The sequence below is a fragment of the Streptomyces sp. NPDC005648 genome (assembly GCF_040605395.1).
In the GTDB taxonomy this organism is placed as follows: domain Bacteria; phylum Actinomycetota; class Actinomycetes; order Streptomycetales; family Streptomycetaceae; genus Streptomyces.
Window position 1 is genome coordinate 119,343 of sequence record NZ_JBEXCS010000001.1, and the last position, 24,438, is coordinate 143,780.

Consider the following 24,438-nt stretch of genomic DNA (forward strand, 5'->3'; position numbering starts at 1 on the left):
CGTACGAACATGTCGAAGATCAAGCCCAGCAAGGGCGCCCCGTACGCGCGCATCCTGGGCGTGGGCGGCTACCGTCCGACCCGGGTGGTGCCCAACGAGGTGATCCTCGAGACGATCGACTCGTCCGACGAGTGGATCCGTTCGCGCTCCGGCATCGAGACCCGGCACTGGGCCTCCCCCGAGGAGACCGTGGCCGCGATGTCCGTCGAGGCGTCCGGGAAGGCGATCGCCGACGCGGGAATCTCCGCCGGGCAGATCGGCGGTGTGATCGTCTCGACGGTCTCGCACTTCAAGCAGACCCCGGCCGTGGCGACGGAGATCGCCGACAAGCTGGGCACCAACAAGGCCGCCGCCTTCGACATCTCGGCCGGCTGCGCGGGCTTCGGCTACGGTCTGACGCTCGCCAAGGGCATGATCGTCGAGGGCAGCGCGGAGTACGTCCTCGTCATCGGCGTGGAGCGGCTGTCCGATCTCACCGACCTGGAGGACCGGGCCACGGCCTTCCTGTTCGGCGACGGCGCGGGCGCGGTGATCGTCGGCCCGTCCAAGGAGCCCGCGATCGGCCCCACGGTCTGGGGCTCCGAGGGCGACAAGTCCGAGACCATCAAGCAGACCGTGCCGTGGGACGAGTACGACAGCTCCACGGGCAAGTTCCCTGCGATCACGCAGGAGGGCCAGGCGGTGTTCCGCTGGGCCGTGTTCGAGATGGCGAAGGTCGCCCAGCAGGCGCTGGACGCGGCCGGGATCACCCCGGACGAGCTGGACGTCTTCATTCCTCACCAGGCCAACGAGCGGATCATCGATTCGATGGTGAAGACGCTGAAACTGCCGGCGCACGTCACGGTCGCGCGGGACGTACGCACCACCGGCAACACCTCGGCCGCCTCGATTCCGCTCGCGATGGAGCGGCTTCTGGCGACCGGTGAGGCGAAGAGCGGCGACACCGCGCTCGTCATCGGCTTCGGGGCGGGTCTCGTCTACGCCGCGACGGTCGTTACTCTCCCCTAGGCACTCCGTGCCGGATCACACGTCCGGTGCGGAAGCACCTCAACACCCGCCGCTCACGCGGCGGGGGCCAAACCCTCTGGATCACAAAGAAGGAGCGCCTGACATGGCCGCCACTCAGGAAGAGATCGTCGCCGGTCTCGCCGACATCGTGAACGAGATCGCCGGCATCCCGGTTGAGGACGTCCAGCTGGACAAGTCCTTCACCGACGACCTGGACGTCGACTCGCTGTCCATGGTCGAGGTCGTCGTCGCCGCCGAAGAGCGCTTCGACGTCAAGATCCCGGACGAGGACGTCAAGAACCTCAAGACCGTCGGCGACGCGACCGACTACATCCTCAAGCACCAGGCCTGAGTCAGCCCTTAAAGGTCTCGTCCTTTAAAGGTCTCGGGTCGGCTGCCCGGCCCCGCCACCCGGCGGTGGCGCCGCTGAATCCTCGTAATCGTTGGAGAAAGAATTCCCGTGAGCCCGACCAATCGCACCGTGGTCGTCACCGGTATCGGCGCAACCACACCGCTGGGTGGCGACGCAGCCTCTACCTGGGAGGGTCTGATCGCCGGCAGGTCCGGCGTGAAGCCCCTGGAGCAGGAGTGGGCCGCCGAGCAGGCGGTCCGTATCGCGGCGCCCGTCGCCGTGGAACCCACCGAGGTCATCCCGCGGCCGCAGGCCCGACGCCTCGACCGTTCGGCGCAGTTCGCGCTGGTCGCGGCCAAGGAGGCCTGGGCGGACGCCGGTTTCACCGACCGGGCCGGAGAAGACGCCAGTGTCGACCCGGACCGGCTCGGTGCCGTCATCGCCTCCGGCATCGGTGGTGTGACGACCCTGCTCGACCAGTACGACGTGCTCAAGGAGAAGGGCGTCCGCCGCGTCTCCCCGCACACCGTCCCCATGCTGATGCCGAACGGCCCCTCGGCCAACGTGGGCCTGCTCGTGGGCGCCCGTGCGGGCGTGCACACGCCGGTCTCCGCGTGCGCCTCGGGCGCCGAGGCCATCGGCTACGCCATCGAGATGATCCGTACGGGCCGCGCCGACGTCGTCGTCGCGGGCGGCACGGAGGCGGCCATCCACCCGCTGCCCATCGCCGCGTTCGGCAACATGATGGCGATGTCCAAGAACAACGACGACCCCGAGGGCGCCTCGCGTCCCTACGACACCGCCCGGGACGGCTTCGTCCTCGGTGAGGGCGCGGGTGTCGTCGTACTGGAGTCCGCGGAGCACGCCGCGGCGCGCGGCGCGCGGGTCTACGCCGAGGCGGTCGGGCAGGGCATCTCCGCCGACGGCCACGACATCGTGCAGCCGGAGCCGGAGGGGCGGGGCATCTCGCACGCCCTGCTGAACCTGCTGGAGCGGACCGACCTGAACCCGGCGGAGATCGTGCACGTCAACGCGCACGCCACCTCGACGCCGGCCGGTGACATCGCGGAACTCAAGGCGCTGCGCAAGGTGTTCGGCGACGACGCGGACCACATGGCGGTCTCCGCGACGAAGTCGATGACCGGTCATCTGCTGGGTGGCGCGGGCGGTATCGAGACGGTCGCGACCGTGCTCGCCCTGTACCACCGGGTGGCCCCGCCGACCATCAACGTCGAGAACCTCGACCCGGAGGCGGAGGCCAACGCGGACGTCGTCCGCGGCGAGGCCCGCAAGCTGCCCGTCGAGGGCCGGATCGCCGCCCTGAACGACTCGTTCGGGTTCGGCGGGCACAACGTGGTGCTGGCGTTCAGGACCATCTGAGAACGGTCCGGGAAGCGTCTGTACGCAACGGGAGGGCCCCCACCGAGAGGCGGGGGCCCTCCCGTTGCGTACGCGGCCCTAGACGACCTGGTGGAGCCAGCGGACGGGGGCGCCTTCGCCCGCGTACCGGAACGGCTCCAGTTCGTCGTCCCAGGGCTTGCCCAGCAGCTTGGCGATCTCGGCCTCCAGGTCCGTCTCGCCGCGCTGGGAGCGGGTGAGGGCGGCCCTCAGCCGGTCCTCGGGGATGAGGATGTCGCCGTGGATGCCGGTGACGGCGTGGAAGATGCCGAGGTCGGGGGTGCAGCTGTAGCGCTCGCCCTCGGCGGTGGGGCAGGGCTCGGCGGTGACCTCGAAGCGGAGGAGGTGCCAGCCGCGGAGCGCCGACGCGAGCTTGGAGGCCGTGCCGACCTCGCCCTTCCAGGAGAACTCGGAGCGCCAGGTGCCGGGCGCGGCCGGCTGCCGGATCCAGTCGAGGTTGACGCGCGTGCCGAGCACCCCGGCGACGGCCCACTCGACGTGCGGGCACAGCGCGCGCGGCGCGGAGTGCACGTACAGAACTCCACGTGTCGTCACCGGGACCTCCGGGCAGAGCAGGCATCTTGCGTACTGGCGGACGGTGTGGCCGGGCAGCCACGTTGATGGCGAGGCTACCGTGCGGCGGCGCAAGGAGTGTGACGTACCGTCCGTCCCGATGCGCCGAAACGCCCGCCATTCACCCGGCAGGACGCTTGTACGGGTGCGAACCGTTGCACATGACCGAGATCGGGAACTCCCGCGCGTTGTTATGGGGGGACACCTCCGGATACGTCTGCCGAGCAGTCACGACTACATACGCCTACCGAGGGGAACATCAGCGGATGCGGAAGCCGAGCCACCGTTCACGGGCCGTTCTCGCCGTCGCCACGGCGGCCGTCCTGGGCGTCGCGGGCTGTGACGCCGTCGGTGGCAACTCCTCGGGCCCCACCGGCACCCAGGCGCACCGCGCCAAGCCGATGGCGCCCGTGTGGGACACGAGCCCGAGCTCCGTCGCCGCCGTCGGTGACTCCATCACCCGTGGCTTCGACGCGTGCACGGTGCTGTCCGACTGCCCCGAGGTGTCCTGGGCGACCGGCTCCAGCACCGAGGTCGACAGTCTCGCCGTACGGCTGCTGGGGAAGGCCGAGGCGGCGGAGCGCAGCTGGAACTACGCGGTGACCGGGGCCCGGATGGCGGATCTGCCCGGGCAGGTCGCCCAGGCGGTGAGCAGGCGGCCGCAGTTGCTGACGGTGATGGTGGGGGCCAATGACGCCTGCCGCGCCTCCACCTCGGCCATGACCTCCGTGGCGGACTTCCGCGCCGACTTCGAGGACGCGCTCGCGAACCTCCGCAAGGCGCTGCCGAGGACGCAGGTGTACGTGGCCAGCGTGCCGAACCTGAAGCGGCTGTGGTCGCAGGGGCGGACCAACCCGATGGGCAAGCAGGTGTGGAAGCTCGGCATCTGCCCCTCCATGCTGGGCGACGCGGACGCGCTGGACGCGGCGGCGACCGCGCGCCGGGACACCGTGCAGAAGCGGGTGGAGGACTACAACGAGGTGCTGCGGGAGGTGTGCGCGAAGGACAAGCGGTGCCGCTTCGACGGGGGCGCGGTCTACGACTACCGGTTCGGGACCGACCAGTTGAGTCACTGGGACTGGTTCCACCCGAGTGTGAACGGACAGGCCCGGCTGGCGGAGATCGCCTACCGTGCCGTCACCGCGAAGAAGACGTGACTTAAGGTTCCGCTCATGAGCGAACACTTCGGCACACTTTCCGACGGCACCCCGGTCCGGCGCTGGACCCTGGAGCGGGCCGGCGTGCGGGTGCGGATCCTGTCGTACGGCGGCATCGTGCAGTCGGTGGAGATCCCCGACCGGGACGGACGCACCGGGAACGTGGTGCTGGGGTTCGCCGGTCTGGACGGCTATCTCGACCATCCGGAGCCGTTCCTCGGCGCCCTGATCGGGCGGTACGCCAACCGGATCGCCGGGGCCCGCTTCCCGCTCGACGGGGTGACGTACGCCCTGGAGCCGAACAACGCGCCCAACTCCCTGCACGGCGGGCCGGGCGGCTTCGACAAGCGGGTGTGGGACGTGACGCCGGCCGGGGAGTACGGGGTGCGTCTGAGCCGGGTCAGCCCGCACGGGGAGGAGGGCTTCCCGGGGCGGCTCGATGTCTCGGCGACGTACACGCTCGACGCCTCCGGCTCGCTGCGGATCGCGTACGAGGCGGTGACCGACGCGCCGACCGTGGTGAACCTGACGAACCACTCGTACTGGAACCTGGCCGGTTCCGGCGACGCGAGCGGCCATGAGCTGCGGATCGCGGCCGCCCGCTACACGCCCGTCGACGCCGATCTGATCCCGGCCGGCGTGGCGGACGTCGCCGGCACACGGTTCGACTTCCGGGAGGGGAGGAAGGTGGGCGCCGGGTTCGACCACAACTTCGTGCTCGACGGCGGGGTCACCGAGGCCGCTCGGGGGGTGGCCGAGCTGCACGATCCTGCGTCCGGGCGGGTGCTGACCGTGGCGACCACCGAGCCCGGCCTCCAGCTGTACACGGCGGACCATCTGTCGGAGCCCTTCGCCCCGAACGACGGTGTCGCGCTGGAGACCCAGCACTTCCCGGACTCCCCGAACCGGCCGGACTTCCCGAGCACGGTGCTGCGGCCGGGTGAGGTGTTCCGGTCGGAGACGGTGTACGGGTTCGGCGTGCGCTGACCCGCCCGAGGGGCGCCCGGAGGCGCGTCCGCCGGCCGGTGGCTGGTGTGGCCGGTGTGGCCGGTGGCCGGTGTGGCCGGTGGCCGGTGGCCGGTGGAAAGAACTTGCCCCGGTCCGGGGGTCAGGTCCCGGACCGGGGCGGCTCATGGGGAGGCGTGCCCCGGATCAGACGTTAATCGTCGCGGTGAGTCGGCGGTCGGCTATCGAGCGGCTCACCTGGATCTCGTACGAACCCTTCACAAATGACCACGACCCGGTCACCTCGTCCCAGACCTCGAAGGCGCGGCGCGGGATCTCGACGACGGCCTCGGCCGTCTCCCCGGGGGCCGCCTCGACGCCCGCGAAGCCGGCGAGCCGGCGCGCCGGACGGTCCGGACCGGGCTCGGCCGGGGCCAGATAGACCTGTACGACCTCGCGTCCCGCGCGCTCGCCGGAGTTGCGGACGCGGACCTTGACGGTGGTGCCCTCGGGGGTGGCCTCCACCTCGGCGGAGTCGTAGCTCCAGCCGGTGTAGCCGAGGCCGTGGCCGAAGGGGTACGAGGGGGCCCTGCCCTCCTTCTCCCAGGCCCGGTAGCCGATGAAGACGCCCTCGTCGTAAGGGAGTTCGCCGTCCTGGGGGGTCACCCGGGTGACCGGGGCGTCGACCAGGGAGCCCCAGGTGGTGGGGAGGCGGCCGCCGGGCTCGTACGCGCCCGTGAGCACGTCCGCCAGGGCCGCGCCGCCCTCCTGGCCCGGGAACCAGCCGAGCAGTACGGCGGCGACCTCGTCACGCCAGGGCAGCTCCACCGGGGAGCCGGAGTTGACGACCACGACGGTGTTCGGGTTGGCGGCGGCGACCGCGCGGACCAAGTCGTCCTGGCGGCCGGGCAGGTCGAGGTCCTTGCGGTCGAAGCCCTCCGACTCGACGCGGTCGGTGGTGGCGACCACGACGACGGCGGTGTCGGCGGCGCGGGCCGCCTCGACGGCCTCGGCGATCAGCTCGTCGGCGTCGCGCTGCGGCCCCAGATGGGCCAGGGCGAAGGCGACGACCTTGAAGGGGAACTCCTCGGGGAGCGCGTAGACGTAGGTGAGGGAGACCTCGACCGGTTCGCCGGCGGTCAGTTCGACCTGGGCCCGGGGCACGGGCGCGCCGAAGAACGCCTCGAAGGGGTCGCTGTCGTCGGCGGGCCTCTGGAGGCCGTCGTAGTGGGTGGTCCCGGCGACCTCGAGGGTGAAGTGGCCGGTGCCCTTGGCGCCGAAGGTGTGCGGGCCGGTCTCGCGCGGGGTGAAGGTGCCGGTCAGCTCGACGGTGTGCAGGGCGGCGTGGGTGACGCCCTCGGGGAGGTCGGCGCCCATCCACTGGAGCTGGCCGTTCGGCGCGGAGCCCGTGCCCAGGATGTTCCCGTCCCGGTCGCGGCAGACCGCCTTCAGGGTGAACCCCTTGTCGGCGACGGCGAGTTCGGTGGTGGGGTCGGCGCCGACGGCGTAGCTGAGGGTGCCGTCGGGGAGGGCCGCGGTGAGGCCGTCGAGCGGGGAGACGATCCGCGACGGGAAGACGGTGGCCGAGCCGCCGCCTAGCACGCGCGCGTCACGGGCGGCGGCGCCGATGAGGGCCACGGTTCCGGGTCGGAGCGGGAGGGCCTGGCGGTCGTTCTTGACGAGGACGAAGGCGCGGCGAGCGATCTCGCGGGCCAGGGCCTCGCCGTCGACCGTCTCCGGCGGCTCGGTCACGGCCGGTTCGGCGCTCTCCAGGGCGCCGACGCGGGCGGCGAGACGCAGGACGTTGCGCACGGCCTCGTCGACCGTCTCCTCCTCGACCCGGCCGTCGCGGACGGCCTGGGCGAGCGGGGGGCCGTAGACGGTCTGCGGGCCCGGCATGGCCACGTCCAGGCCGCCCTCGATGTCGCCGACCGTGGAGCGGGCGGCCATCCAGTCGGAGACGTTGTAGCCGTCGAAGCCCCATTCGCCGCGCAGGATCCCGTTCACCAGGTGGCGGTGCTCGGTCATCGTCGTGCCGTTGACCGTGTTGTAGGCGGTCATGATGCCCCAGGGGTGGGCGTTCTCGACGATGAACTCGAAGGGGGCCAGGTACAGCTCGCGCAGGGCGCGCTCGCTCACCAGGTTGTTCACGGTGAAGCGGTCGGTCTCGGCGTCGTTGGCGACGAAGTGCTTGACGGTGGTGCCGACGCCGCCTTCCTGTACGCCGGTGACATAGCCGGCGCCGATACGGCCCGTCAGATACGGGTCCTCGCTGTACGCCTCGAAGTGCCGCCCGCCGAGCGGGGAGCGGTGGAGGTTGACCGTCGGGGCGAGCAGCACATGCACGCCCTTGCGGCGGGCCTCCTGCGCGAGGAGGGTGCCGGCGCGGCGGGCGAGTGCCGGGTCCCAGGTGGCGGCGAGGGCGGTCGGGGAGGGCAGGGCGATGGAGGGGTCGTCGGCGGTCCACCGCACACCCCGGACGCCGATCGGCCCGTCGGACATGACCAGGGACTTCAGGCCGATCTCGGGCAGCGCGGGCAGGGACCACATGTCCTGGCCGGACAGCAGCCGGGCCTTGGCGTCCAGGTCCAGCTTGCCGAGCGCCGCCTCCACGGCCGCCTCACGGGCCTGGTCGCCGGCGTTTCCCGGGGTTGCCGCCATCGCGGTGCCTCCTCGTCGAGTCATGTCGTCCTGGGCCCATCGTGCACCTCATTCCCTGTAACGCGGTAGGTTTCGTGATGCTTCCGTAATATTCGCCGGGCGGCGATGTCGTACGGTGACGCCATGAACGCCAGGGTCAGGAGCGAGGAACGGCGCGCGGAGATCGTGCGGGCGGCGCTGGAGGTGATCGCCGAGCGCGGGTACCGGGGGGCGAGCCTGGCCGCGGTCGCCGAGCGGGTCGGGCTCACCCAGCAGGGGCTGCTGCACCACTTCCCGACCAAGGAGGCGCTGCTGGTCGCGGTGCTGAAGGAGCGCGACCAGTGGGACGCGGTGCCGGACTCACGGTGGCGGGTGGATCTGCTGGTCTCGCTGGTCGAGTACAACGCCATGCGGCCCGGCATCATCCAGACCTTCTCGGCGCTGCTCGGGGAGAGCGTGACGGAGGGACATCCGGCGCGCGGCTACTTCACGGAGCGGTACCGGCAGGTGCGGGAGACCATGGCGGCGGTCCTGCGCACCGAGTACGGCGACCGGCTGCCGAACGGGCTGACACCGGAGCGGACGGCGCCGCTGCTGGTCGCGGTGATGGACGGTCTGCAGTACCAGTGGCTGCTGGACCCGGAGTCGGTGGACATGCCGGGGGCGTTCCGGGACTTCCTGGCGCTGCTCGGCGAGGACGTGTGAACCCGGCCGCCGCCTGCCGTCACTGACGCCAGACGACGGCGAGGGTCTTGCTGACGGCGCAGACGGCGGCGAAGGCGATCGCCCACCCGACCGCCCCGGCGGCGAACAGCGCGGCCACCCCGGCGCCGAACCACAGCAGCTCGAAGCCGACCCGGACCGCGCCACGGGTCTTGTACGACGCCTTCTGCGAGCCGAACAGCGCCCACAGCACGACGAGTACGGCCGGGGCGCCCAGCCCCAGCAGCCAGGCCAGGGGGGTCGCCACATCCCGGGTGAACCCCCAGTGGCCGACGGCCCCGAGGGCGCCCAGCTCGATGAGGAAGAGGACGCCCAGGTTCGCTGCCTTCGCTGCCTTCACGCGCCGCAGTATCACCCACCGCCCGCCACCGCCGCCACGATTTCGATCTCTGCCGGCGCCTCGGGCCGACACGGCCGCGGCCGAGCGGTACTGAGTACCGGTACTCAGGCGCTCGCCCTCGTGCCGGGTCACGATGGCCGCATGAGGGTCAGGGATGTCGTCGCGGTGCTCGCGCTGTTGCCGGTGGACGCGCTGAGTGTGGGTTTCGGGTGGACGGCGGTGATCTGGCAGGAGGAGCCCGGCGGCACGCCGACGGGTCAACTGGCCGCGATCTGCGCGGTGTTGGCGGTGGTCGTCGCGGTGCTGTGGGTGACCCGGCTGCGGAATGCCGCCCTGCTCCAGACCGTTCCGGTGCTGATGCTCCTCTGGCTGATGTTCGCCCCCTGAGCCACACCCCATGGCGTAGACCACTTCCGTCACGCGATACTGCCGCCGTCCGCACCACGCTCCCCCACGACGGCGACGGAAGGACCTGAACCGCCTTGACTTCCCTACGTGTTCGGATCGTTTTCCTCGGACTGGCCCTGACCACGGGCCTCGCGACCCCCACCACGGCCAGGGCGGCACCGACCGCCCCCTCCCCCACCGTCGAGGAGCAGCGGCTCGACAAAGCGGTGCCGCAGGAGATCCTCCGGCGGTCCGGATTCGACGACGTGGCACCGCGGTTCGCCCGCGACCTGGGCCGGGCCCACTCCTATGCCGAGGCACGGCGGACCGTCGTACGCGAAGGGTCCGCGCTGTGGCGGCGGGCCGTGGACCGGGTGCAGGGGCGGGGGCCGGCCGGTGGGGACCTCAGCCGGGACGACGACCGGCCGCTGTACTGGGCCCGGCTCGGGATGACACGGGAAGTGCGCGCCTGGGAGCCGGAGTTCGGGCTGAGCGACGACCAACGGGCGTCGCTGATGGATCAGTTGGAACGGAACTCCCGTGGGCAGACCGAGGTGCGCTATCCGCACGGGAAGGGACTGCGGCGGATTCTCGTCACCGGGTTCGATCCGTTCACACTGGACCGGGACATCCGGATCTCCAATCCGTCCGGGGCGAGCGCGCTCGCGCTCGACGGGACGGTGATCCGGACGGCCGAGGGCCCGGCGCGGATCGAGACGGTCGTGTTCCCGGTGCGGTGGCAGGACTTCACCGCCGGGACGGTGGAGCGGACGCTGCGGCCGTATCTGGGGAAGGTCGATCTCTTCACGACGGTGAGCCAGGGGCGGGTCGGCCGGTTCGACGTCGAGCGGACCAACGGGGCCTGGCGGGGCGGGTTCCCCGACAACGACAACATCGGGCGGACCGAGACCGTCCCGGTGAGCGATCCGGCCTCGCAGCCGCAGTGGACGACGACCACCCTGCCGTACAAGGACATCGTGGCCGCGGACACCGGGCGCTTCCCCGTCTACGACCACACCGAGGTGACCGAGATCCCGGCGGGCCGGACCGACGCCGTGGTGCGGCCGGACGGGCCCACGGAGGGGTCCACAGCGCGGGCCGGGGGCGGCGGGAACTACCTGTCCAACGAGATCGCCTACCGGGCGACGCTGTTGCGGGACCGGCTCGGGCTGCACGACCGGTTGCCGGGCGGGCATGTGCACACGCCGGTGCTGCAGTTCGGGGCGGGGAACACCGATCCGGCGACCGGGACGGTGACCGATCCGGAGTTCGTGCGCAACCGGGTGGACATCGTCGACCAGGTGCGGGCGATCATCACCGTGGCCGCGGACGTCACGTTCGAGAAGTGACCCGATTCAGGGGTCCAGGACATGACCTGGTTCAAGAAGTGACCAGGTTCAGGAAGTGAGTTCCCCGTCCTGGGCCTCGTCACCGTCCCCCTCCGCGTCCTCCGCGTCCTCGTTCGTCTCCTCCCCCAGCAGCTCCCGTGCCATCAGGGTTGCTCCCGCGACCGCTCCCGGCATCAGGAACACCGCGACGAACGGCACCAGGAACGCCAGCCCCAGCGGGGTGCCGAAGCCCCAGACCAGGGTCCTGCGGGAGCGGAGGAGGGCGAGGCGGGCGCGGAGTTCGACGCCCCGGCGCTGGAGGGCCACGGCGGTCAGTTCCTCGGTGAGGAAGAAGCCGGTGACGAAGAAGCCGATCACCGGGACGGCCGTCTGCCCCACGAGGGGGAGGAAGCCGCACGCGAAGAGCAGGACGCCCCAGAGCAGGGCGCGGACCACGATACGGAGGCTGTCCCGCGCGGAGATCCACAGCTCGCGCCAGAGGGGGAGGCCGGACTCGGGGGCGGTGCCGTCGGGGGAGACGTCCCGGTCGACCTTCTCGGAGAGGTTCTCGTAGAAGGGCTGGCCGATGAGGAGGGTCACGGCGGTGAAGGTGAGGACGGCGAGGAGGAGGCCGAGGGCGAAGAGCACGGCCGTGAGGAAGCCGCGGAAGAGCCCTTGCCAGGGGCTGGACCAGGTGTCGGCGAAGGGGGTCGACCAGGTGACGGCGTCCTCGCCCCACAGGGCCAGGCTGATCAGGGCGGCCAGATAGAGGACGAGGGTTATCAGCCCCGGGATGAGGCCGAAGCCGAATTGTCTGCCGTGGCGGGCTGCCCAGCGCTGGCCCTTCAGGAGGTAGGTGAAGCCCGCTGCAAGATCACGCATGGGGAGGACTTTACCGGGGAGGGGGTGGCGGGTCCGGACTCGATACGGCCCGGCGCCCCCGGGGTGGGCCCGCTCACGTCGGCGAGACGGCCACCACCACTCCGCGGTCCGCCGCCGGGGACACCGCCGCCGAGATCCGTACCGCTGTCGCCCTCGCCAGGCCGCCCGCGCGGGAGGCCACCGCCAGCAGCAGCGGCTGGAGCCGCTCCAGGCCCGCCACCAGCAGCTCCTCACCCGCGATCAGCACCGGGCGGGCCGCCTTCGTCGTGGCCGCCGCTGCCTCTGTCAGGTCGGCCAGGGGCGGCAGCGTCGCCCGGGCCACTCCCGCGCCGACCGTCGCCGCACGCTCCGCCAGGGCGACCTGGAGGGGCAGCAGAGGGGCGAGGGCCGCCGTCAACGCGTCGGTGATACGGCGGAGTTCGGGGGACGAGTCACGCAGGACGTCCGCCGCGGCCCGCAGTACGGGTGTCAGCGCCAGCAGCGCCCCCGCGACCACGCCGGCCGCCGCTGGGAGCAGCGGCGACGACGCCTCGACCAGGTCGCCGAGCGCGTCCGCGAACTCCTCGACCGCGGGCTCCACCGCGTCCAGCACGGGCAGGAGGCTGTCGCCCAGGACGGCCAGCAGCGCCTGGGCGGGCTCGCTGACCGGATGCACGGCCAGCGGCGCCCCGCTCGTGCCCAGCCGGGTCAGGGTGTCGACGATGCGGTAGAAGGCCTCCTGGGCCTGCGGCGACGCGCTGGCCTCCGCCAGTTCCGCGGTGGTCTCGCGCAGGACGCGCAGGGCCTCCGCTCCCGAACCGTCCCTCGGGTCCAGGGTGTTGATCGCGATTCTGGTGATGTTCCCGGCCGTGTCCAGGAGTTGGCCGGTGATGTCGGTGGTGCTGCGTGCCATGCGCAGCATGTCGTCCCTGCTGGGGAGTGAAGGGATCGAAGCCATGGTCTCTCCTCGCCTCACGGGCCCGGGCCGGCGGTCCGCCCCCAGGATGCCCGGTTGCGGTTGAGTCGAACAGGTACATCCCGCCGTACCGATCTCTGGAAGCCCCGGAGGAGGTACGCGTGCCCACCACGAGAACCGTCCTTGCGAAACGAGCCGTGTTCGCAGCCCTGGCCCTGACCGGCTCGTTCCTGCTGACCCCTTATGCCGCCGACGCCCGTTCCGGACCGCCGGTGCGGGAGGGCTCTGCTCCGGATGTGCGCCCCGCCATGATCAAGGTTCTGCCGGACGGCCACAGCGGCCCGCACCAGCGTCGCCCCAGGTGAGGAGAGCGGATGACTCAAGAGATCCACGGCACGGTCGCCGACGGCTTCGAGGCGGTGCGCGAGGAGTTCGCCGCCTTCGTGGCGGGAGAACTGCCGGACTACGAAGGCCAGCTGTGCGCGTACGTACACGGCCGCAGAGTGGTCGACCTGTGGGCCGGCGACGAGGCGGGTGCCGACTCGCTCTACGCCGTGTACTCGTCCACCAAGGGGGCCGCGCATCTGGTGGTGGCCCTGCTCGTGCAGGACGGCACGCTCGAACTCGACCGCAAGGTGACGTACTACTGGCCGGAGTTCGCGGCCGAGGGCAAGGGTTCGCTGACCCTGCGCGATCTGCTGGCCCACCGGGCGGGGGTGGTGGGCGCCGACTCGGGGTTCTCGGTCGCGGAGATGGCCGACGACCGCGCGATCGCCGAACGGCTCGCGGACCAGAAGCCGTTCTGGCGTCCCGGCACCGCCTTCGGCTATCACGCGCTGGTCATCGGCGCGTTGACCGGGGAGGTGGTCCGGCGGGCCACGGGCCGGACCCTGCAGGAGGTGTACGAGGAACGGGTGCGGGCGCCGTACGGACTGGACTTCCACCTCGGTCTGCCCGCCGCCCTCGAACCCCGTTTCCGGTCCGCGCGGCCGATGGCTCCGACGCCGGTCCAGCAGGCGGTGCTGGACGAGGCGCCGGCCGGGCCGCACACCCTGACCGCGATCGCCTTCAACACCCATGTGCCGGGCACCGGAAGCCTCGTCGACTACGCCAACTCCCGCACCGTACGCGCCAAGGGCCCGGCGTCGGCGGGCGGTGTCGCCGCCGCACGCGGCCTGGCCGGGATGTACGCGGCGACGATCAGCGAGGTGGATGGACGGCCCCCGCTGCTCAAGCCGGACACCATCGCCGAGGTCGGCCAGATCCACTCCGCCGGTTACGACCTGGTGGCCCGCACGCACAAGTCGTACGGCCTGGGCTTCCAGGCCACCGCCGACACCTGGCACCCCTTCCTGGGCGCCGGGGCCTTCGGCCACAGCGGCGCGGGCGGCTCCCAGGCCTTCGCCGACCCGCGCAGCGGCCTGGCCTACGGCTACACCAGGCGCCGCCTGGCCTTCCCGGGAGGCGCGGCCCCGGAGAACGACCGCCTGGTCAGAGCCATACACAAGGCAGCCCTGGCGATCTGACCACAGCACCACCCAACTCCCCGCCCCCGAACCCACCCCCGGCCGACCAGAACCCACGGCGAGTGCCCACCAACCTCAACTGTGCCGACGCGCCGGCCGCGAAGAGAGCCGAAGGGGGCGCGCCGGTGCCGAGAGGCCGAACGCGCGGAGGCGCGAAGCGCTGAGCACGTTCGGTCTCTCGGCACCGGCACAAAGCGCCCCCGGAGGCGAACGAAGCAAAAAAGGGGGAAAGCCGCACCCCACGTCCAAGGGTGCGGCCTCCGCAGTGGCTGAACGAGTGAGGTCGGACCCGCGTCACGGTGATGTTCGCGCGGACCGCCCTCGACGCTACAGCTTGACGATCATCTTTCCGGTGTTGTCGCCGCGCAGGACCCCGAGGAACGCCTCCAGGTTGTTCTCGATGCCCTCGACGACGGTCTCGCGGTACTTCAGCTGCCCGGAGGCGACCCACGGTCCGACCTCGGCCACGAACTGCGGCTGCAGGTCGTAGTGGTCGCCGACCAGCAGGCCCTCGATACGGCCGCGGGTCGCGATGAGCCGGGCGAGGTTCTTCGGGCCGGGGGCGGGCTCGGTGTTGTTGTAGACCGAGATCATGCCGCAGATCGCGATACGGCCCTTCTCGTTGAGGGAGCCGATGGCCGCCTCCAGGTGGTCCCCGCCGACGTTGTCGAAGTAGACGTCGATCCCGTCCGGAGCGGCGGCCCGCAGCTGCTCGCTCACCGGGCCGTTCTTGTAGTTGAAGGCGGCGTCGAAGCCGTACTCCTCCACCAGGAGCTTGACCTTCTCGTCGGAGCCGGCCGAGCCGATGACCCGGGAGGCGCCCTTGAGCCTGGCGATCTGGCCGACCTGGCTGCCGACCGCGCCGGCCGCGCCGGAGACGAAGACGGAGTCGCCCTCCTTGAAGGCGGCGGTGCGCAGCAGGCCGGCGTAGGCGGTGAGGCCCGTCATCCCGAGGACGCCGAGGTATGTCGACAGGGGCGCGGCGTCCGGGTCGACCTTGACGGCCTGCCGGGCGTCGACGGTGGCGTATTCGCGCCAGCCGCCGAAGTGCAGGACGTGGTCGCCGGCCGCGATGCCCTCGGCGCCGGAGGCCACGACCTCGCCGACCGCGCCGCCCTGCATGACCTTGCCGAGCTCGAAGGGGGCGACGTAGGACTTGGCGGCGCTCATCCGGCCGCGCATGTACGGGTCCACGGACAGGTACTTGTTCCGCACGAGGACCTGCCCCTCACCGGGCTGCCGGACCTCCGCCTCGACCAGGGCGAAGTCCTCGGGCTTGGGCCAGCCCACGGGGCGGGAGAGGAGGTGCCACTCGCGGTTGATCATGACGGAAGCCTTTCAGATTTACTTCAGTACCTGAAACAACCATGCTCCTGAATATTTCAGGTTGTCAAGTAATGGGGGTAGTCTTGAGCCATGGCCACTCCGCAGAAGACCGATCGCCCAGGGGCCGGGCGCCCCGATCCGCTGACTCTCGAGGTCGTCGAGCTGATCGGCGATGTCGTGGCGCGTTACTACGCGGACTTCGACGAGGCGGCGGCGGAGCACACGCTGACCGGGGCGCAGGCCAGGCTGCTGAGCCTGCTGTCGCTGCAGCCGCTGCCCATGCGGAAGCTGGCGCAGAAGCTGAAGTGCGAGCCGTCGAACGTCACCGGGATCGTGGACCGGCTGGAGTCCCGGGGGCTGGTGGAGCGGCGGCCCGACCCCGCCGACCGCCGGGTCAAGCTGGCGGCGGCCACGGAGGAGGGGCGCCGGGTGGCGCGGGAGCTGCGTGACGGGCTGCGCTTCGCGCGGGAGCCGCTGGCCGGACTGTCCGACGAAGAGCGACTGGGTTTGCGGGATTTGCTACGGCGGATGCTGGCGGCGTAACCGTTTTCCGAACGCCGGAACCTCCCGGCGGTCCCGGGGTTTCGAGCTTCCGGCGCTCCGAGGACCCCGAACGGAACCCCTACGTGCACCACCACAGGAACCGCGTGCACGTCGGTGACGGGGCCGGGCTCGGGTCGGAGGTGGACGGGGCGGACGTCGGGGTCGCCGTCGACGCCGGGGTGCCGGCCGCGGGGGCCGTCGGCGAGACACCCGTGCCCGTGGTGGACGATTCGGTGCCCTTGCTCGGCTTGTCCTTGTCGGCGGCCGTCTCCTTGTCCTTCGGGGAGTCGGACGCCGAGGGGGACGGCGAGCCGTCGTCGGTGGGAGTGGCCGTAGCGCCCGTCCTGTCGGCGATCGGCTTGTCCTTGCCGCCCGCCTCCGTGGATGCCGCGCCGTCGGCGGAGGCGTCCGCGGAGCTCTTCGGCGAGGAGAAGGGGGCGTCCATGCCCAGCTCGGCGAGGCTCAGGCCGCCGGCCGCCAGGACCGCCGCCACCGAGATCAACAGGACCCTGCGGCGGCGCCGCCGGTGTGCCGCCGCTTTGCGATCGCGTCGACTCGCGGCACCCGCGCCGGCCGGTCCCGCCGGTCCCGTCGACTCCTCGCCACCACTGCCGCCGCGCCCGCCGCGTCCACGTCCCCGGCCCTGCGCCCGGCGTGCCGCCGCCCGGCCGGGTGGCCGCTCGGCGTCATGGTCGGCCTCGTCGCCGTCGTCCTCGCCGTCGCCCTCGTCACCGTGGGGCCCCTCGTCGCCGTAGGACCCTTGGGGACCCTCGTCGCCCAGGCCGTCGTACGCGACCGCGCGCACAGCGGGCTCCTCCGCGTGCGCCTGCGCGCGGAGTTCTTCGAGGGATGCGCCGCACCCCGGGCAGGCGAGGGCGCCGTTGAGGTGCCGTCGGCACGGGTGGCAGAAGTCCATGACGCGGGAAGACTAAGTTCCTGACAGGTCACGTTCATAGTCACGACTGTGAAGGTTGTGTGGTGAACCACTCCTGACGGCGTGGCGAGTTGAGGCATCTCTCCCGATCGCACCGAAACCGCCGCCGAAAGCCGCACCGAAAGCGGTGTCGAAACCGTTATGCGTTCGACCCATTGACACTCCCCATACCCCGTCCTTACTGTCACGCCAGCATTTCGAACGTGTGACGAAATCTCGAACAGCTGAGGGGCAATCTCCGTGCGTATCACCGGAATCAGCACACACGTGGTCGGGACGCCTTGGCGCAACCTGACCTACGTCCAGGTGCACACCGACGAAGGGATCACGGGAGTCGGCGAGACCCGGATGCTCGGTCACACCGACGCGCTGATCGGCTATCTGCGGGAGGCCGAGGCCAACCACATTCTGGGCTCCGACCCCTTCGCGGTGGAAGACCTCGTACGGCGGATGAAGTACGGCGACTACGGCCGTGCCGGTGAGATCGTGATGTCCGGCATCGCCGTGATCGAGATGGCCTGCTGGGACATCAAGGGCAAGGCCCTGGGCGTGCCCGTCTGGCAGCTGCTGGGCGGCAAGGTCACCGACAAGGTCAAGGCGTACGCCAACGGCTGGTACACCACGGAGCGCACTCCGGAGGCGTACCACAAGGCCGCCCAGGGGGTCATGGAGCGCGGCTACAAGGCGCTGAAGATCGACCCCTTCGGCACCGGCCACTTCGAGCTCGACCACGAGCAGACCCTGTACGCGGTCTCCCTGATCGAGGCCGTGCGCGACGCCATCGGGCCGGACGCCGAGCTGATGCTGGAGATGCACGGCCGCTTCTCCCCCGCGACGGCCGTGCGCCTCGCGAACGAGCTCGCGCCCTTCAAGCCCGCGTGGCTGGAGGAGCCCTGCCCGCCGGAGAACCTGAAGGCGCTGGAGAAGGTCGCCGCCAAGGTCGACATCCCGGTCGCCACCGGTGAGCGCATCCACGACCGGATCGAGTTCCGCGAGCTCTTCGAGAGCCAGGCCGTCGACATCATCCAGCCGGACGTCGGCCACATCGGCGGCATCTGGGAGACGCGCAAGCTCGCCGCCACCGCCGAGACCCACTACATGCTCGTCGCCCCGCACAACGTGGGCGGCTCGGTGCTCACCGCCGCCTCCCTCCAGGTCGGCTTCACCTCCCCCAACTTCAAGATCCTGGAGCACTTCAACGACTTCGCCGACGCGGAGATCAAGAAGGTCGTCAAGGGGGCGCCGGAGGTCGTGGACGGCTACTTCCACCTCTCCGACAAGCCCGGCCTCGGGGTCGAGCTGGACGTCGACGCCGCCGCCGAGTTCCCGCAGCAGCAGGCCCGGTTCGACCTGTGGGCCGAGGGCTGGGAACAGCGCAAGCCGAAGGGCGCCCAGCAGTGAGCCATGCCGTCGAAGTCCTCATCGAGGCGCCCGGGGAGCATCGGCTCGCCGAGCACACGCCTCGTGAGCCCGGCGCCGGTGAGGCCCTCGTCCGTGTCCACGCGGTGGGCATCTGCGGCAGCGACCGCGAGGTCTACCAGGGCAACCGGCCCGAGGGGTATGTGCGTTACCCCCTCACGCCGGGCCACGAGTGGTCCGGGACGGTGGAGGCCGTCGGGGCCGCGGTGCCTTCAAGTCTCGTAGGGCGCAAGGTCGTCGGCGAGGGCTTCCGCAACTGCCAGGTGTGCGACCGGTGTCACGCCGGTGAGACCACGCTGTGCGGCGCGGGGTACGAGGAGACCGGGTTCACCCAGCCGGGGGCGATGGCCGCCACGCTGACCCTGCCCGCGCGTCTGCTGCACGTTCTGCCCGACGACGCCGATCTGACGGCCGCCGCGCTGCTGGAGCCGGCCGCCTGTATCGCGGCCGCCGCGATCAAGGCGAACGCCCTGCCGGGTGAGCGGGTCGCGGTGGTCGGCACCGGGACGCTGGGCATGTTCGGCGTTCAGTTCCTGAAGGCGGGCTCGCCGGCCGAGCTGCTGGTCGTCGGCACCCGGCCCGACCGGGCCGAGCTGTCGAAAGCTTTCGGCGCCACCGACTTCCGTACGAAGGATCAGCGGCTGCCGGACGACTTCGACGTCGTCATCGAGACCGCCGGGTCCGCGTCCGCCGCGCGCACCGCCGCCTCCCTGCTCAGGCGCGGCGGACGCCTGGTCCTCACCGGGATCCCGGCGCCGGGTGCGGAGGGTCTGGACCCGACGGACCTGGTCGTACGGCAGCTGGAGGTACACACCGTCTTCGGGGCCCCGCCGGACGCCTGGGCGCACACGGTGCGGGTCTTCGGAGCCGGACTGCTCGATCCGCTGCCGCTGGTCACGCACGAGCTGCCGCTGGACGAGTTCCCGCACGCCATCGAGCTGGTCGGATCGGGTGATCCGAAGGTCGGCAAGGTGCTGCTCCGCCCCTAGACGTACGCCGGTACGGGGGCGACCTGACGGTCCCCGTACCGGCGTACACCCAACGCTTTCCCTGCCCCGAGCCGCGAACCTTGTCCGAAATATCGAACACGAAGGACAGCTTGTGACGACCGACTCCGCCCCGGCGGCCCGCCGACCCGGTGAGCAGGCGCTCGCCGCCCTCGGCCTGGGCGCGCCCGCCCTCGACCCCGCCGACGCCTCCGCGCACACCTTCCCCGGCGGCGGCAAGTGGCGCACCGAGATCCCCTCGTGCGAGGGTCCCGAAGCGCTGACCGTCGTACTCAAGGAGTCCTCCCGCCTCGACGTGCCGATCCACCGGATCAGCCAGGGCAGCGGTGTGTGGATGCTGAGCGACGCCGAGATCACCGAGATGGTCGAGGCGACGGCCGAACGCGACATCGAACTCTGCCTGTTCACCGGGCCGCGCGGCACCTGGGACATCGGCGGGTCCGTGCGCTCCGACTCGCGAGGGGCCGGACTGCGCGCACGCGGCCACGACGCCGTCGCCGGATGCGTCGAAGACGCGGTCCGCGCAACGGAGTTGGGCGTCAAGTGCCTGCTCGTCGCCGACGAGGGCGTGCTGTGGACGCTGCACCGGGCGCGCGAGGCGGGGATCATCCCGGCCGACACCACGCTCAAGGTGTCGGCGCTCATCGGCCCGGTGAACCCCGCCAGTTACGCGGTCTACGAGCGTCTCGGGGCCGACTCGCTCAATGTGCCCAGCGATCTGACGCTCGATCACCTCACCGAGATCCGGCGGGTCTCCGCCGCCCCCATGGACATGTACATCGAGGCCCCGGACGACCTCGGCGGCTACATCCGGATGTACGAGGTCGCCGAACTGATCCGGCGCGGCGCACCGCTCTACCTGAAGTTCGGTCTCTCCAAGGCCCCCGGCATCTACCCGTGGGGCACCCATCTGCGGGACGTGACCCTGGACACCGCCCGGGAGCGGGTACGGCGTGGCCGGCTCGCCCTGGATCTGCTCGCCCGGCACGGCGCGGACGGCGACATGGCGCCGCTCGGCTCCCGGCTGCCCGGTCCGCTCAACCGTTTTCCCGCTGGCGCCTGAACCGCTCGCACCTCTCAACGACGAGAAGATCAAGGATGGATGACCCATGCGCACTCGTAGAAGCGCCCTCGCCCTCATAGCCGGAGCCGCCTCGCTGGCCCTCACGCTGTCCGCCTGCGGGCAGAACAGCTCGGGCGGCAGCAAGGAGAAGGCCGACAGCACCAAGGGCGGGACCATCGGTATCGCCATGCCGACCAAGTCCTCCGAGCGCTGGATCGCCGACGGCAAGAACGTCGTCAAGGACCTCCAGGCCAAGGGGTACAAGACCAAGCTGGTCTACGGCGAGGACGACCCCGACACCCAGGTCTCGCAGATCGAGAACCTGATCACGCAGGGCGTCAAGGGCCTGATCATCGCGGCCATCGACAACAAGTCCCTGAACAACGTGCTTCAGGAGGCCGCGTCGGCCAACATCCCGGTCATCGCCTACGACCGCCTCATCCTCGGCACCAAGAACGTCGACTACTACGCCTCGTTCGACAACGAGAAGGTCGGCGAGCTGCAGGGCGGCTACATCATCCAGAAGCTCGGCCTGGACAGCGGCAAGAAGGGCCCGTTCAACATCGAGCTCTTCGCCGGCTCCAACGACGACAACAACACCAAGTACTTCTTCGGCGGCGCGATGAAGGTGCTCCAGCCCTACATCGACAAGAAGCAGCTGGTCGTCAAGTCCAAGCAGACCTCGCTCAACCAGGTCACCACCCTGCGCTGGGACGGCGCCACCGCGCAGAAGCGCATGGAGGACATCCTCACCTCGACCTACACCAGCGGCAAGGTCGACGCGGTGCTCTCGCCGTACGACGGCATCTCGATCGGCATCCTCGCCGCGCTCAAGTCGGACGGCTACGGCAGCGCCGGCAAGCCGCTGCCGGTCATCACCGGCCAGGACGCCGAGCTCGCCTCGGTGAAGTCGATCATCGCGGGCCAGCAGACGCAGACCGTCTACAAGGACACCCGCAAGCTCGCCGACGTCGCCGCGGGCATGGTGGACGACGTCCTCAACAAGAAGACGCCGCAGACCAACGACACCAAGACCTACGACAACGGCACCAAGGTCGTCCCCGCGATGCTGCTCCAGCCGGTGAGCGTCGACAAGACCAACTACGAGGACGTCCTGGTCAAGGGCGGCTACTACACCGACGCCGAACTCAAGTAACCGCCTCCCGCCCCCTACTGATTGGAAGGCACGACCATGGCGGGACCCGTCCTGGAAATGCGCTCGATCGTCAAGACCTTTCCCGGTGTCAAGGCGCTCTCGGACGTCACACTGACTGTCCGTCAGGGCGAGGTCCACGCCATCTGCGGTGAGAACGGCGCCGGCAAGTCCACCTTGATGAAGGTGCTCTCCGGCGTCCATCCGCACGGCACCTACGAAGGCGAGATCCTCTTCGAGGGAGAGGTCTCGCAGTTCAAGGACATCCGGGCCAGCGAGCAGCACGGCATCGTGATCATCCACCAGGAGCTGGCCCTGGTGCCGTATCTCTCCATCGCGGAGAACATCTTCCTCGGCAACGAGCACGCCTCCGGCGGGTTCATCGACTGGCGGGAGACGCTGAAGCACGCCACCGAGCTGCTGCGCCGGGTGGGTCTGAGCGACCACCCGGAGACCCGGGTCGCCGACATCGGCGTGGGCAAGCAGCAGCTGGTGGAGATCGCCAAGGCGCTGTCGAAGAAGGTGAAGCTGCTCATCCTGGATGAGCCGACCGCCGCCCTGAACGACGAGGACAGCGGCAAACTCCTGGATCTCATCCTGGAGTTGAAGAAGCAGGGCATCACCTCGATCATCATCTCCCACAAGCTCAACGAGATCCGCCGGGTCGCCGACTCGGTGACGATCCTCCGGGACGGCAAGTCCATCGAGACGCTGGACGTGAAGGCCGCCGAGACGACCGAGGACCGGATCATCTCCGGCATGGTCGGCCGCGACCTCGACCACCGGTTCCCCGAGCGGACGCCGTACGAGGGCGAGAAGGACGCGGCGCCCGCCCTGGAGATCCGCAACTGGACCGCGTACCACCCGATCGACCAGCAGCGCAAGGTGGTTGACGATGTGTCAATTCATGTGCGCCGGGGGGAGATCGTCGGTATCGCGGGCCTGATGGGCGCGGGCCGCACGGAACTCGCGATGAACGTCTTCGGGCGGACCTACGGTCGTTACGCGGCCGGCACGGTCCTCAAGGACGGCCGGGAGATCCGTACGAAGACCGTCTCGGAGGCGGTCGACCACGGCATCGCGTATGTCACCGAGGACCGCAAGCACTACGGCCTCAACCTCATCGACACCATCAACCGGAACATCTCGCTGACCGCGCTCGGCAAGGTGGCCAAGCGGGGGATCGTCGACGAGCACGAGGAGCGCCAGGTCTCCGAGGGCTACCGCAAGTCCATGAACATCAAGGCGCCGACCGTCTTCGAGCCCGTCGGCAAGCTGTCCGGCGGCAACCAGCAGAAGGTCGTCCTCAGCAAGTGGATCTTCGCGGGTCCCGAGGTGCTGATCCTGGACGAGCCCACGCGCGGTATCGACGTCGGTGCCAAGTACGAGATCTACACGGTCATCGACCAGCTGGCCGCGCAGGGCAAGGCGGTCGTCTTCATCTCCTCCGAGCTGCCCGAGCTGCTCGGAATGTGCGACCGCATCTACACCATGGCCGCCGGGCGGCTGACGGGCGAGGTCCCGCGGGCCGAGGCCACGCAGGAAGTGCTGATGCGCCATATGACGAAGGACAAAGAGGTAACGCGATGAGCACGGACGTCACCGACAAGGTCTCGGCGGCCCCGCCGCCGGGCAAGGGCGGCTCGGGCGCCGGCACGAGCCTGGTGCAGCTGGTCCTCGGCGGCCTGCGCCGCAACCTGCGCCAGTACGGCATGCTGATCGCGCTGGGTCTGATCGTCGTCCTGTTCCAGGTGTGGACCGGCGGCGACCTGCTGCTGCCGCGCAACGTCTCCAACCTGGTGCTGCAGAACAGCTACATCCTGATCCTCGCGATCGGCATGATGCTGGTGATCATCGCCGGGCACATCGACCTCTCGGTCGGCTCGCTGACGGCGTTCGTGGGCGCGTTCGCGGCCGTGCTGACGGTGCAGCACGGTGTGGCCTGGCCGGTCGCGCTGGTGCTGTGCCTGCTGATGGGCGCGGTCGCGGGAGCCGTACAGGGCGTACTGATCGCCTACTTCGGCATACCGTCCTTCATCGTCACCCTGGCCGGCATGCTGCTCTTCCGCGGTCTGACGGAGATCCTGCTCCAGGGCCAGACCCTCGGCCCCTTCCCGAACGGTCTGCAGAAGCTCGGCAACGGCTTCCTGCCCGCGGTCGGCCCGAACACCAACTACCACAACATCACGCTGCTGCTCGGCCTCGTGCTGATCGCCGCGGTGGTGTGGCAGGAGGTGCGCGACCGGCGCCGGCAGCAGGAGTTCGCGCTCGACGTGGTGCCGCGCAACCTCTTCCTGCTCAAGCTGGTCGCGATCGTCGCCGCGATCCTCGCCCTGACCATGCTGCTGGCCAGCTACAACGGTGCCCCGATCATCCTGATCGTGCTCGGTGTGCTGGTGGTCGGCTACGGCTACGTCATGCGCAACGCGGTCTTCGGCCGGCACATCTACGCGATCGGCGGCAACCTGCCGGCGGCCAAGCTCTCCGGCGTCAAGGACAAGAAGGTCACCTTCTACGTCTTCCTCAACATGGGCGTGCTCGCGGCCCTGGCGGGTCTGGTGGTCGCAGCCCGTCTGAACGCGGCCTCGCCGAAGGCGGGCCTCAACTTCGAACTCGAGGCGATCGCCTCGTCGTTCATCGGTGGCGCGTCCATGAGCGGCGGTGTGGGTACCGTCCTCGGCGCGATCATCGGTGGTCTCGTCCTCGGTGTGCTGAACAACGGCATGAACCTCCTCAGCGTCGGCACCGACTGGCAACAGGTCATCAAGGGCCTCGCCCTGCTGGCCGCGGTCGGCTTCGACGTGTGGAACAAGCGCAAGTCCGGTTCGTAAGTCAGCTC

24 protein-coding genes are annotated in these 24,438 nt (G+C 70.4%); 17 read left to right on the forward strand and 7 right to left on the reverse strand.

From position 1 onward, the window contains the following. Positions 1-9 precede the first annotated feature (9 nt). The 3 genes from ABZT17_RS00620 to fabF all read left to right on the forward strand — a co-directional run bounded on the left by ABZT17_RS00620 (position 10) and on the right by fabF (position 2,740). Positions 10-1,008 (forward strand): ketoacyl-ACP synthase III, encoded by a 999-nt coding sequence (locus tag ABZT17_RS00620; protein WP_356341906.1) that lies wholly within the window; start codon positions 10-12, stop codon positions 1,006-1,008. A gap of 103 nt (positions 1,009-1,111) precedes the next feature. Next, complete coding sequence (locus ABZT17_RS00625) at positions 1,112-1,360, forward strand: acyl carrier protein (protein WP_015660680.1); 249 nt, start codon at positions 1,112-1,114, stop codon at positions 1,358-1,360. A 108-nt stretch (positions 1,361-1,468) separates the two neighbouring features. Then, complete coding sequence (gene fabF, locus ABZT17_RS00630) at positions 1,469-2,740, forward strand: beta-ketoacyl-ACP synthase II (protein WP_356341909.1); 1,272 nt, start codon at positions 1,469-1,471, stop codon at positions 2,738-2,740. A gap of 78 nt (positions 2,741-2,818) precedes the next feature. Here the strand turns inward: fabF and ABZT17_RS00635 are convergent, their stop codons facing one another. Further along, complete coding sequence (locus ABZT17_RS00635; protein ID WP_356341911.1) at positions 2,819-3,313, reverse strand: DUF3145 domain-containing protein; 495 nt, start codon at positions 3,311-3,313, stop codon at positions 2,819-2,821. 284 nt (positions 3,314-3,597) lie between these two features. Here ABZT17_RS00635 and ABZT17_RS00640 point away from each other — a divergent pair, with 284 nt between their 5' ends. Together ABZT17_RS00640 and ABZT17_RS00645 are read left to right on the forward strand one after the other, a co-directional pair. Then, entirely contained in the window at positions 3,598-4,488 is an 891-nt protein-coding gene (locus ABZT17_RS00640) for an SGNH/GDSL hydrolase family protein (RefSeq protein WP_356341914.1), read from the forward strand. A 15-nt stretch (positions 4,489-4,503) separates the two neighbouring features. After that, on the forward strand, positions 4,504-5,475 hold the full coding sequence (locus ABZT17_RS00645; RefSeq protein ID WP_356341917.1) for an aldose epimerase family protein: 972 nt from the start codon (positions 4,504-4,506) through the stop codon (positions 5,473-5,475). Between the two features lie 165 nt (positions 5,476-5,640). Here the strand turns inward: ABZT17_RS00645 and ABZT17_RS00650 are convergent, their stop codons facing one another. Next, a complete protein-coding gene (locus ABZT17_RS00650; protein WP_356341919.1) occupies positions 5,641-8,094 on the reverse strand; it encodes a glycoside hydrolase family 3 C-terminal domain-containing protein in 2,454 nt (817 codons plus the stop codon). 105 nt (positions 8,095-8,199) lie between these two features. On the opposite strand from ABZT17_RS00650, the gene ABZT17_RS00655 reads away from it, so the two are divergent. Continuing rightward, positions 8,200-8,778, forward strand: coding sequence for a TetR/AcrR family transcriptional regulator (locus ABZT17_RS00655; RefSeq protein ID WP_356341921.1), 579 nt, complete (start codon positions 8,200-8,202; stop codon positions 8,776-8,778). 19 nt (positions 8,779-8,797) lie between these two features. Here the strand turns inward: ABZT17_RS00655 and ABZT17_RS00660 are convergent, their stop codons facing one another. Beyond that, on the reverse strand, positions 8,798-9,136 hold the full coding sequence (locus ABZT17_RS00660; protein ID WP_356341924.1) for a YrdB family protein: 339 nt from the start codon (positions 9,134-9,136) through the stop codon (positions 8,798-8,800). 141 nt (positions 9,137-9,277) lie between these two features. Here ABZT17_RS00660 and ABZT17_RS00665 point away from each other — a divergent pair, with 141 nt between their 5' ends. After that, positions 9,278-9,523, forward strand: coding sequence for a hypothetical protein (locus ABZT17_RS00665; protein ID WP_356341926.1), 246 nt, complete (start codon positions 9,278-9,280; stop codon positions 9,521-9,523). A gap of 95 nt (positions 9,524-9,618) precedes the next feature. Further along, on the forward strand, positions 9,619-10,872 hold the full coding sequence (locus tag ABZT17_RS00670) for a pyroglutamyl peptidase (protein WP_356341928.1): 1,254 nt from the start codon (positions 9,619-9,621) through the stop codon (positions 10,870-10,872). 48 nt (positions 10,873-10,920) lie between these two features. Here the strand turns inward: ABZT17_RS00670 and ABZT17_RS00675 are convergent, their stop codons facing one another. Then, on the reverse strand, positions 10,921-11,733 hold the full coding sequence (locus ABZT17_RS00675; protein WP_356341931.1) for an EI24 domain-containing protein: 813 nt from the start codon (positions 11,731-11,733) through the stop codon (positions 10,921-10,923). Between the two features lie 73 nt (positions 11,734-11,806). Further along, complete coding sequence (locus ABZT17_RS00680) at positions 11,807-12,670, reverse strand: hypothetical protein (RefSeq protein WP_356341933.1); 864 nt, start codon at positions 12,668-12,670, stop codon at positions 11,807-11,809. A gap of 119 nt (positions 12,671-12,789) precedes the next feature. Here ABZT17_RS00680 and ABZT17_RS00685 point away from each other — a divergent pair, with 119 nt between their 5' ends. Both ABZT17_RS00685 and ABZT17_RS00690 read left to right on the forward strand, forming a co-directional pair. Then, complete coding sequence (locus tag ABZT17_RS00685) at positions 12,790-12,993, forward strand: hypothetical protein (RefSeq protein WP_356341935.1); 204 nt, start codon at positions 12,790-12,792, stop codon at positions 12,991-12,993. A gap of 9 nt (positions 12,994-13,002) precedes the next feature. Then, positions 13,003-14,154 (forward strand): serine hydrolase domain-containing protein, encoded by a 1,152-nt coding sequence (locus ABZT17_RS00690; RefSeq protein WP_356341937.1) that lies wholly within the window; start codon positions 13,003-13,005, stop codon positions 14,152-14,154. A 327-nt stretch (positions 14,155-14,481) separates the two neighbouring features. Here ABZT17_RS00690 and ABZT17_RS00695 read toward each other — a convergent pair whose 3' ends face one another. Further along, on the reverse strand, positions 14,482-15,480 hold the full coding sequence (locus tag ABZT17_RS00695; RefSeq protein ID WP_356341939.1) for an NADP-dependent oxidoreductase: 999 nt from the start codon (positions 15,478-15,480) through the stop codon (positions 14,482-14,484). A gap of 90 nt (positions 15,481-15,570) precedes the next feature. On the opposite strand from ABZT17_RS00695, the gene ABZT17_RS00700 reads away from it, so the two are divergent. Then, positions 15,571-16,023 (forward strand): MarR family transcriptional regulator, encoded by a 453-nt coding sequence (locus tag ABZT17_RS00700; RefSeq protein WP_356341942.1) that lies wholly within the window; start codon positions 15,571-15,573, stop codon positions 16,021-16,023. A 79-nt stretch (positions 16,024-16,102) separates the two neighbouring features. Here ABZT17_RS00700 and ABZT17_RS00705 read toward each other — a convergent pair whose 3' ends face one another. Next, complete coding sequence (locus ABZT17_RS00705) at positions 16,103-16,939, reverse strand: hypothetical protein (protein WP_356341944.1); 837 nt, start codon at positions 16,937-16,939, stop codon at positions 16,103-16,105. A 258-nt stretch (positions 16,940-17,197) separates the two neighbouring features. Here ABZT17_RS00705 and ABZT17_RS00710 point away from each other — a divergent pair, with 258 nt between their 5' ends. The 6 genes from ABZT17_RS00710 (at position 17,198) to mmsB (ending at position 24,430) form a co-directional block, all read left to right on the forward strand. Further along, positions 17,198-18,358, forward strand: a complete 1,161-nt coding sequence (locus ABZT17_RS00710; RefSeq protein ID WP_356341946.1) for a mandelate racemase/muconate lactonizing enzyme family protein — start codon at positions 17,198-17,200, stop codon at positions 18,356-18,358. Next, positions 18,355-19,365, forward strand: a complete 1,011-nt coding sequence (locus ABZT17_RS00715) for an alcohol dehydrogenase catalytic domain-containing protein (RefSeq protein WP_356341949.1) — start codon at positions 18,355-18,357, stop codon at positions 19,363-19,365. The genes ABZT17_RS00710 and ABZT17_RS00715 overlap by 4 nt, the downstream gene beginning before the upstream one ends. Before the next feature lie 112 nt (positions 19,366-19,477). Further along, positions 19,478-20,446: a hypothetical protein gene (locus tag ABZT17_RS00720; RefSeq protein WP_356341951.1), complete on the forward strand. Its 969-nt coding sequence runs from the start codon at positions 19,478-19,480 to the stop codon at positions 20,444-20,446. Between the two features lie 46 nt (positions 20,447-20,492). Further along, positions 20,493-21,602 (forward strand): multiple monosaccharide ABC transporter substrate-binding protein, encoded by a 1,110-nt coding sequence (gene chvE, locus ABZT17_RS00725; protein ID WP_356341953.1) that lies wholly within the window; start codon positions 20,493-20,495, stop codon positions 21,600-21,602. 36 nt (positions 21,603-21,638) lie between these two features. Then, positions 21,639-23,189 carry a multiple monosaccharide ABC transporter ATP-binding protein gene (mmsA, locus tag ABZT17_RS00730; RefSeq protein ID WP_356341955.1) on the forward strand — a complete coding sequence of 517 codons (1,551 nt, stop codon included), beginning with the start codon at positions 21,639-21,641 and terminating at the stop codon, positions 23,187-23,189. Continuing rightward, complete coding sequence (gene mmsB, locus ABZT17_RS00735) at positions 23,186-24,430, forward strand: multiple monosaccharide ABC transporter permease (protein ID WP_356341957.1); 1,245 nt, start codon at positions 23,186-23,188, stop codon at positions 24,428-24,430. Before mmsA ends, mmsB begins: the two co-directional genes overlap by 4 nt. Positions 24,431-24,438: the final 8 nt, after the last annotated feature.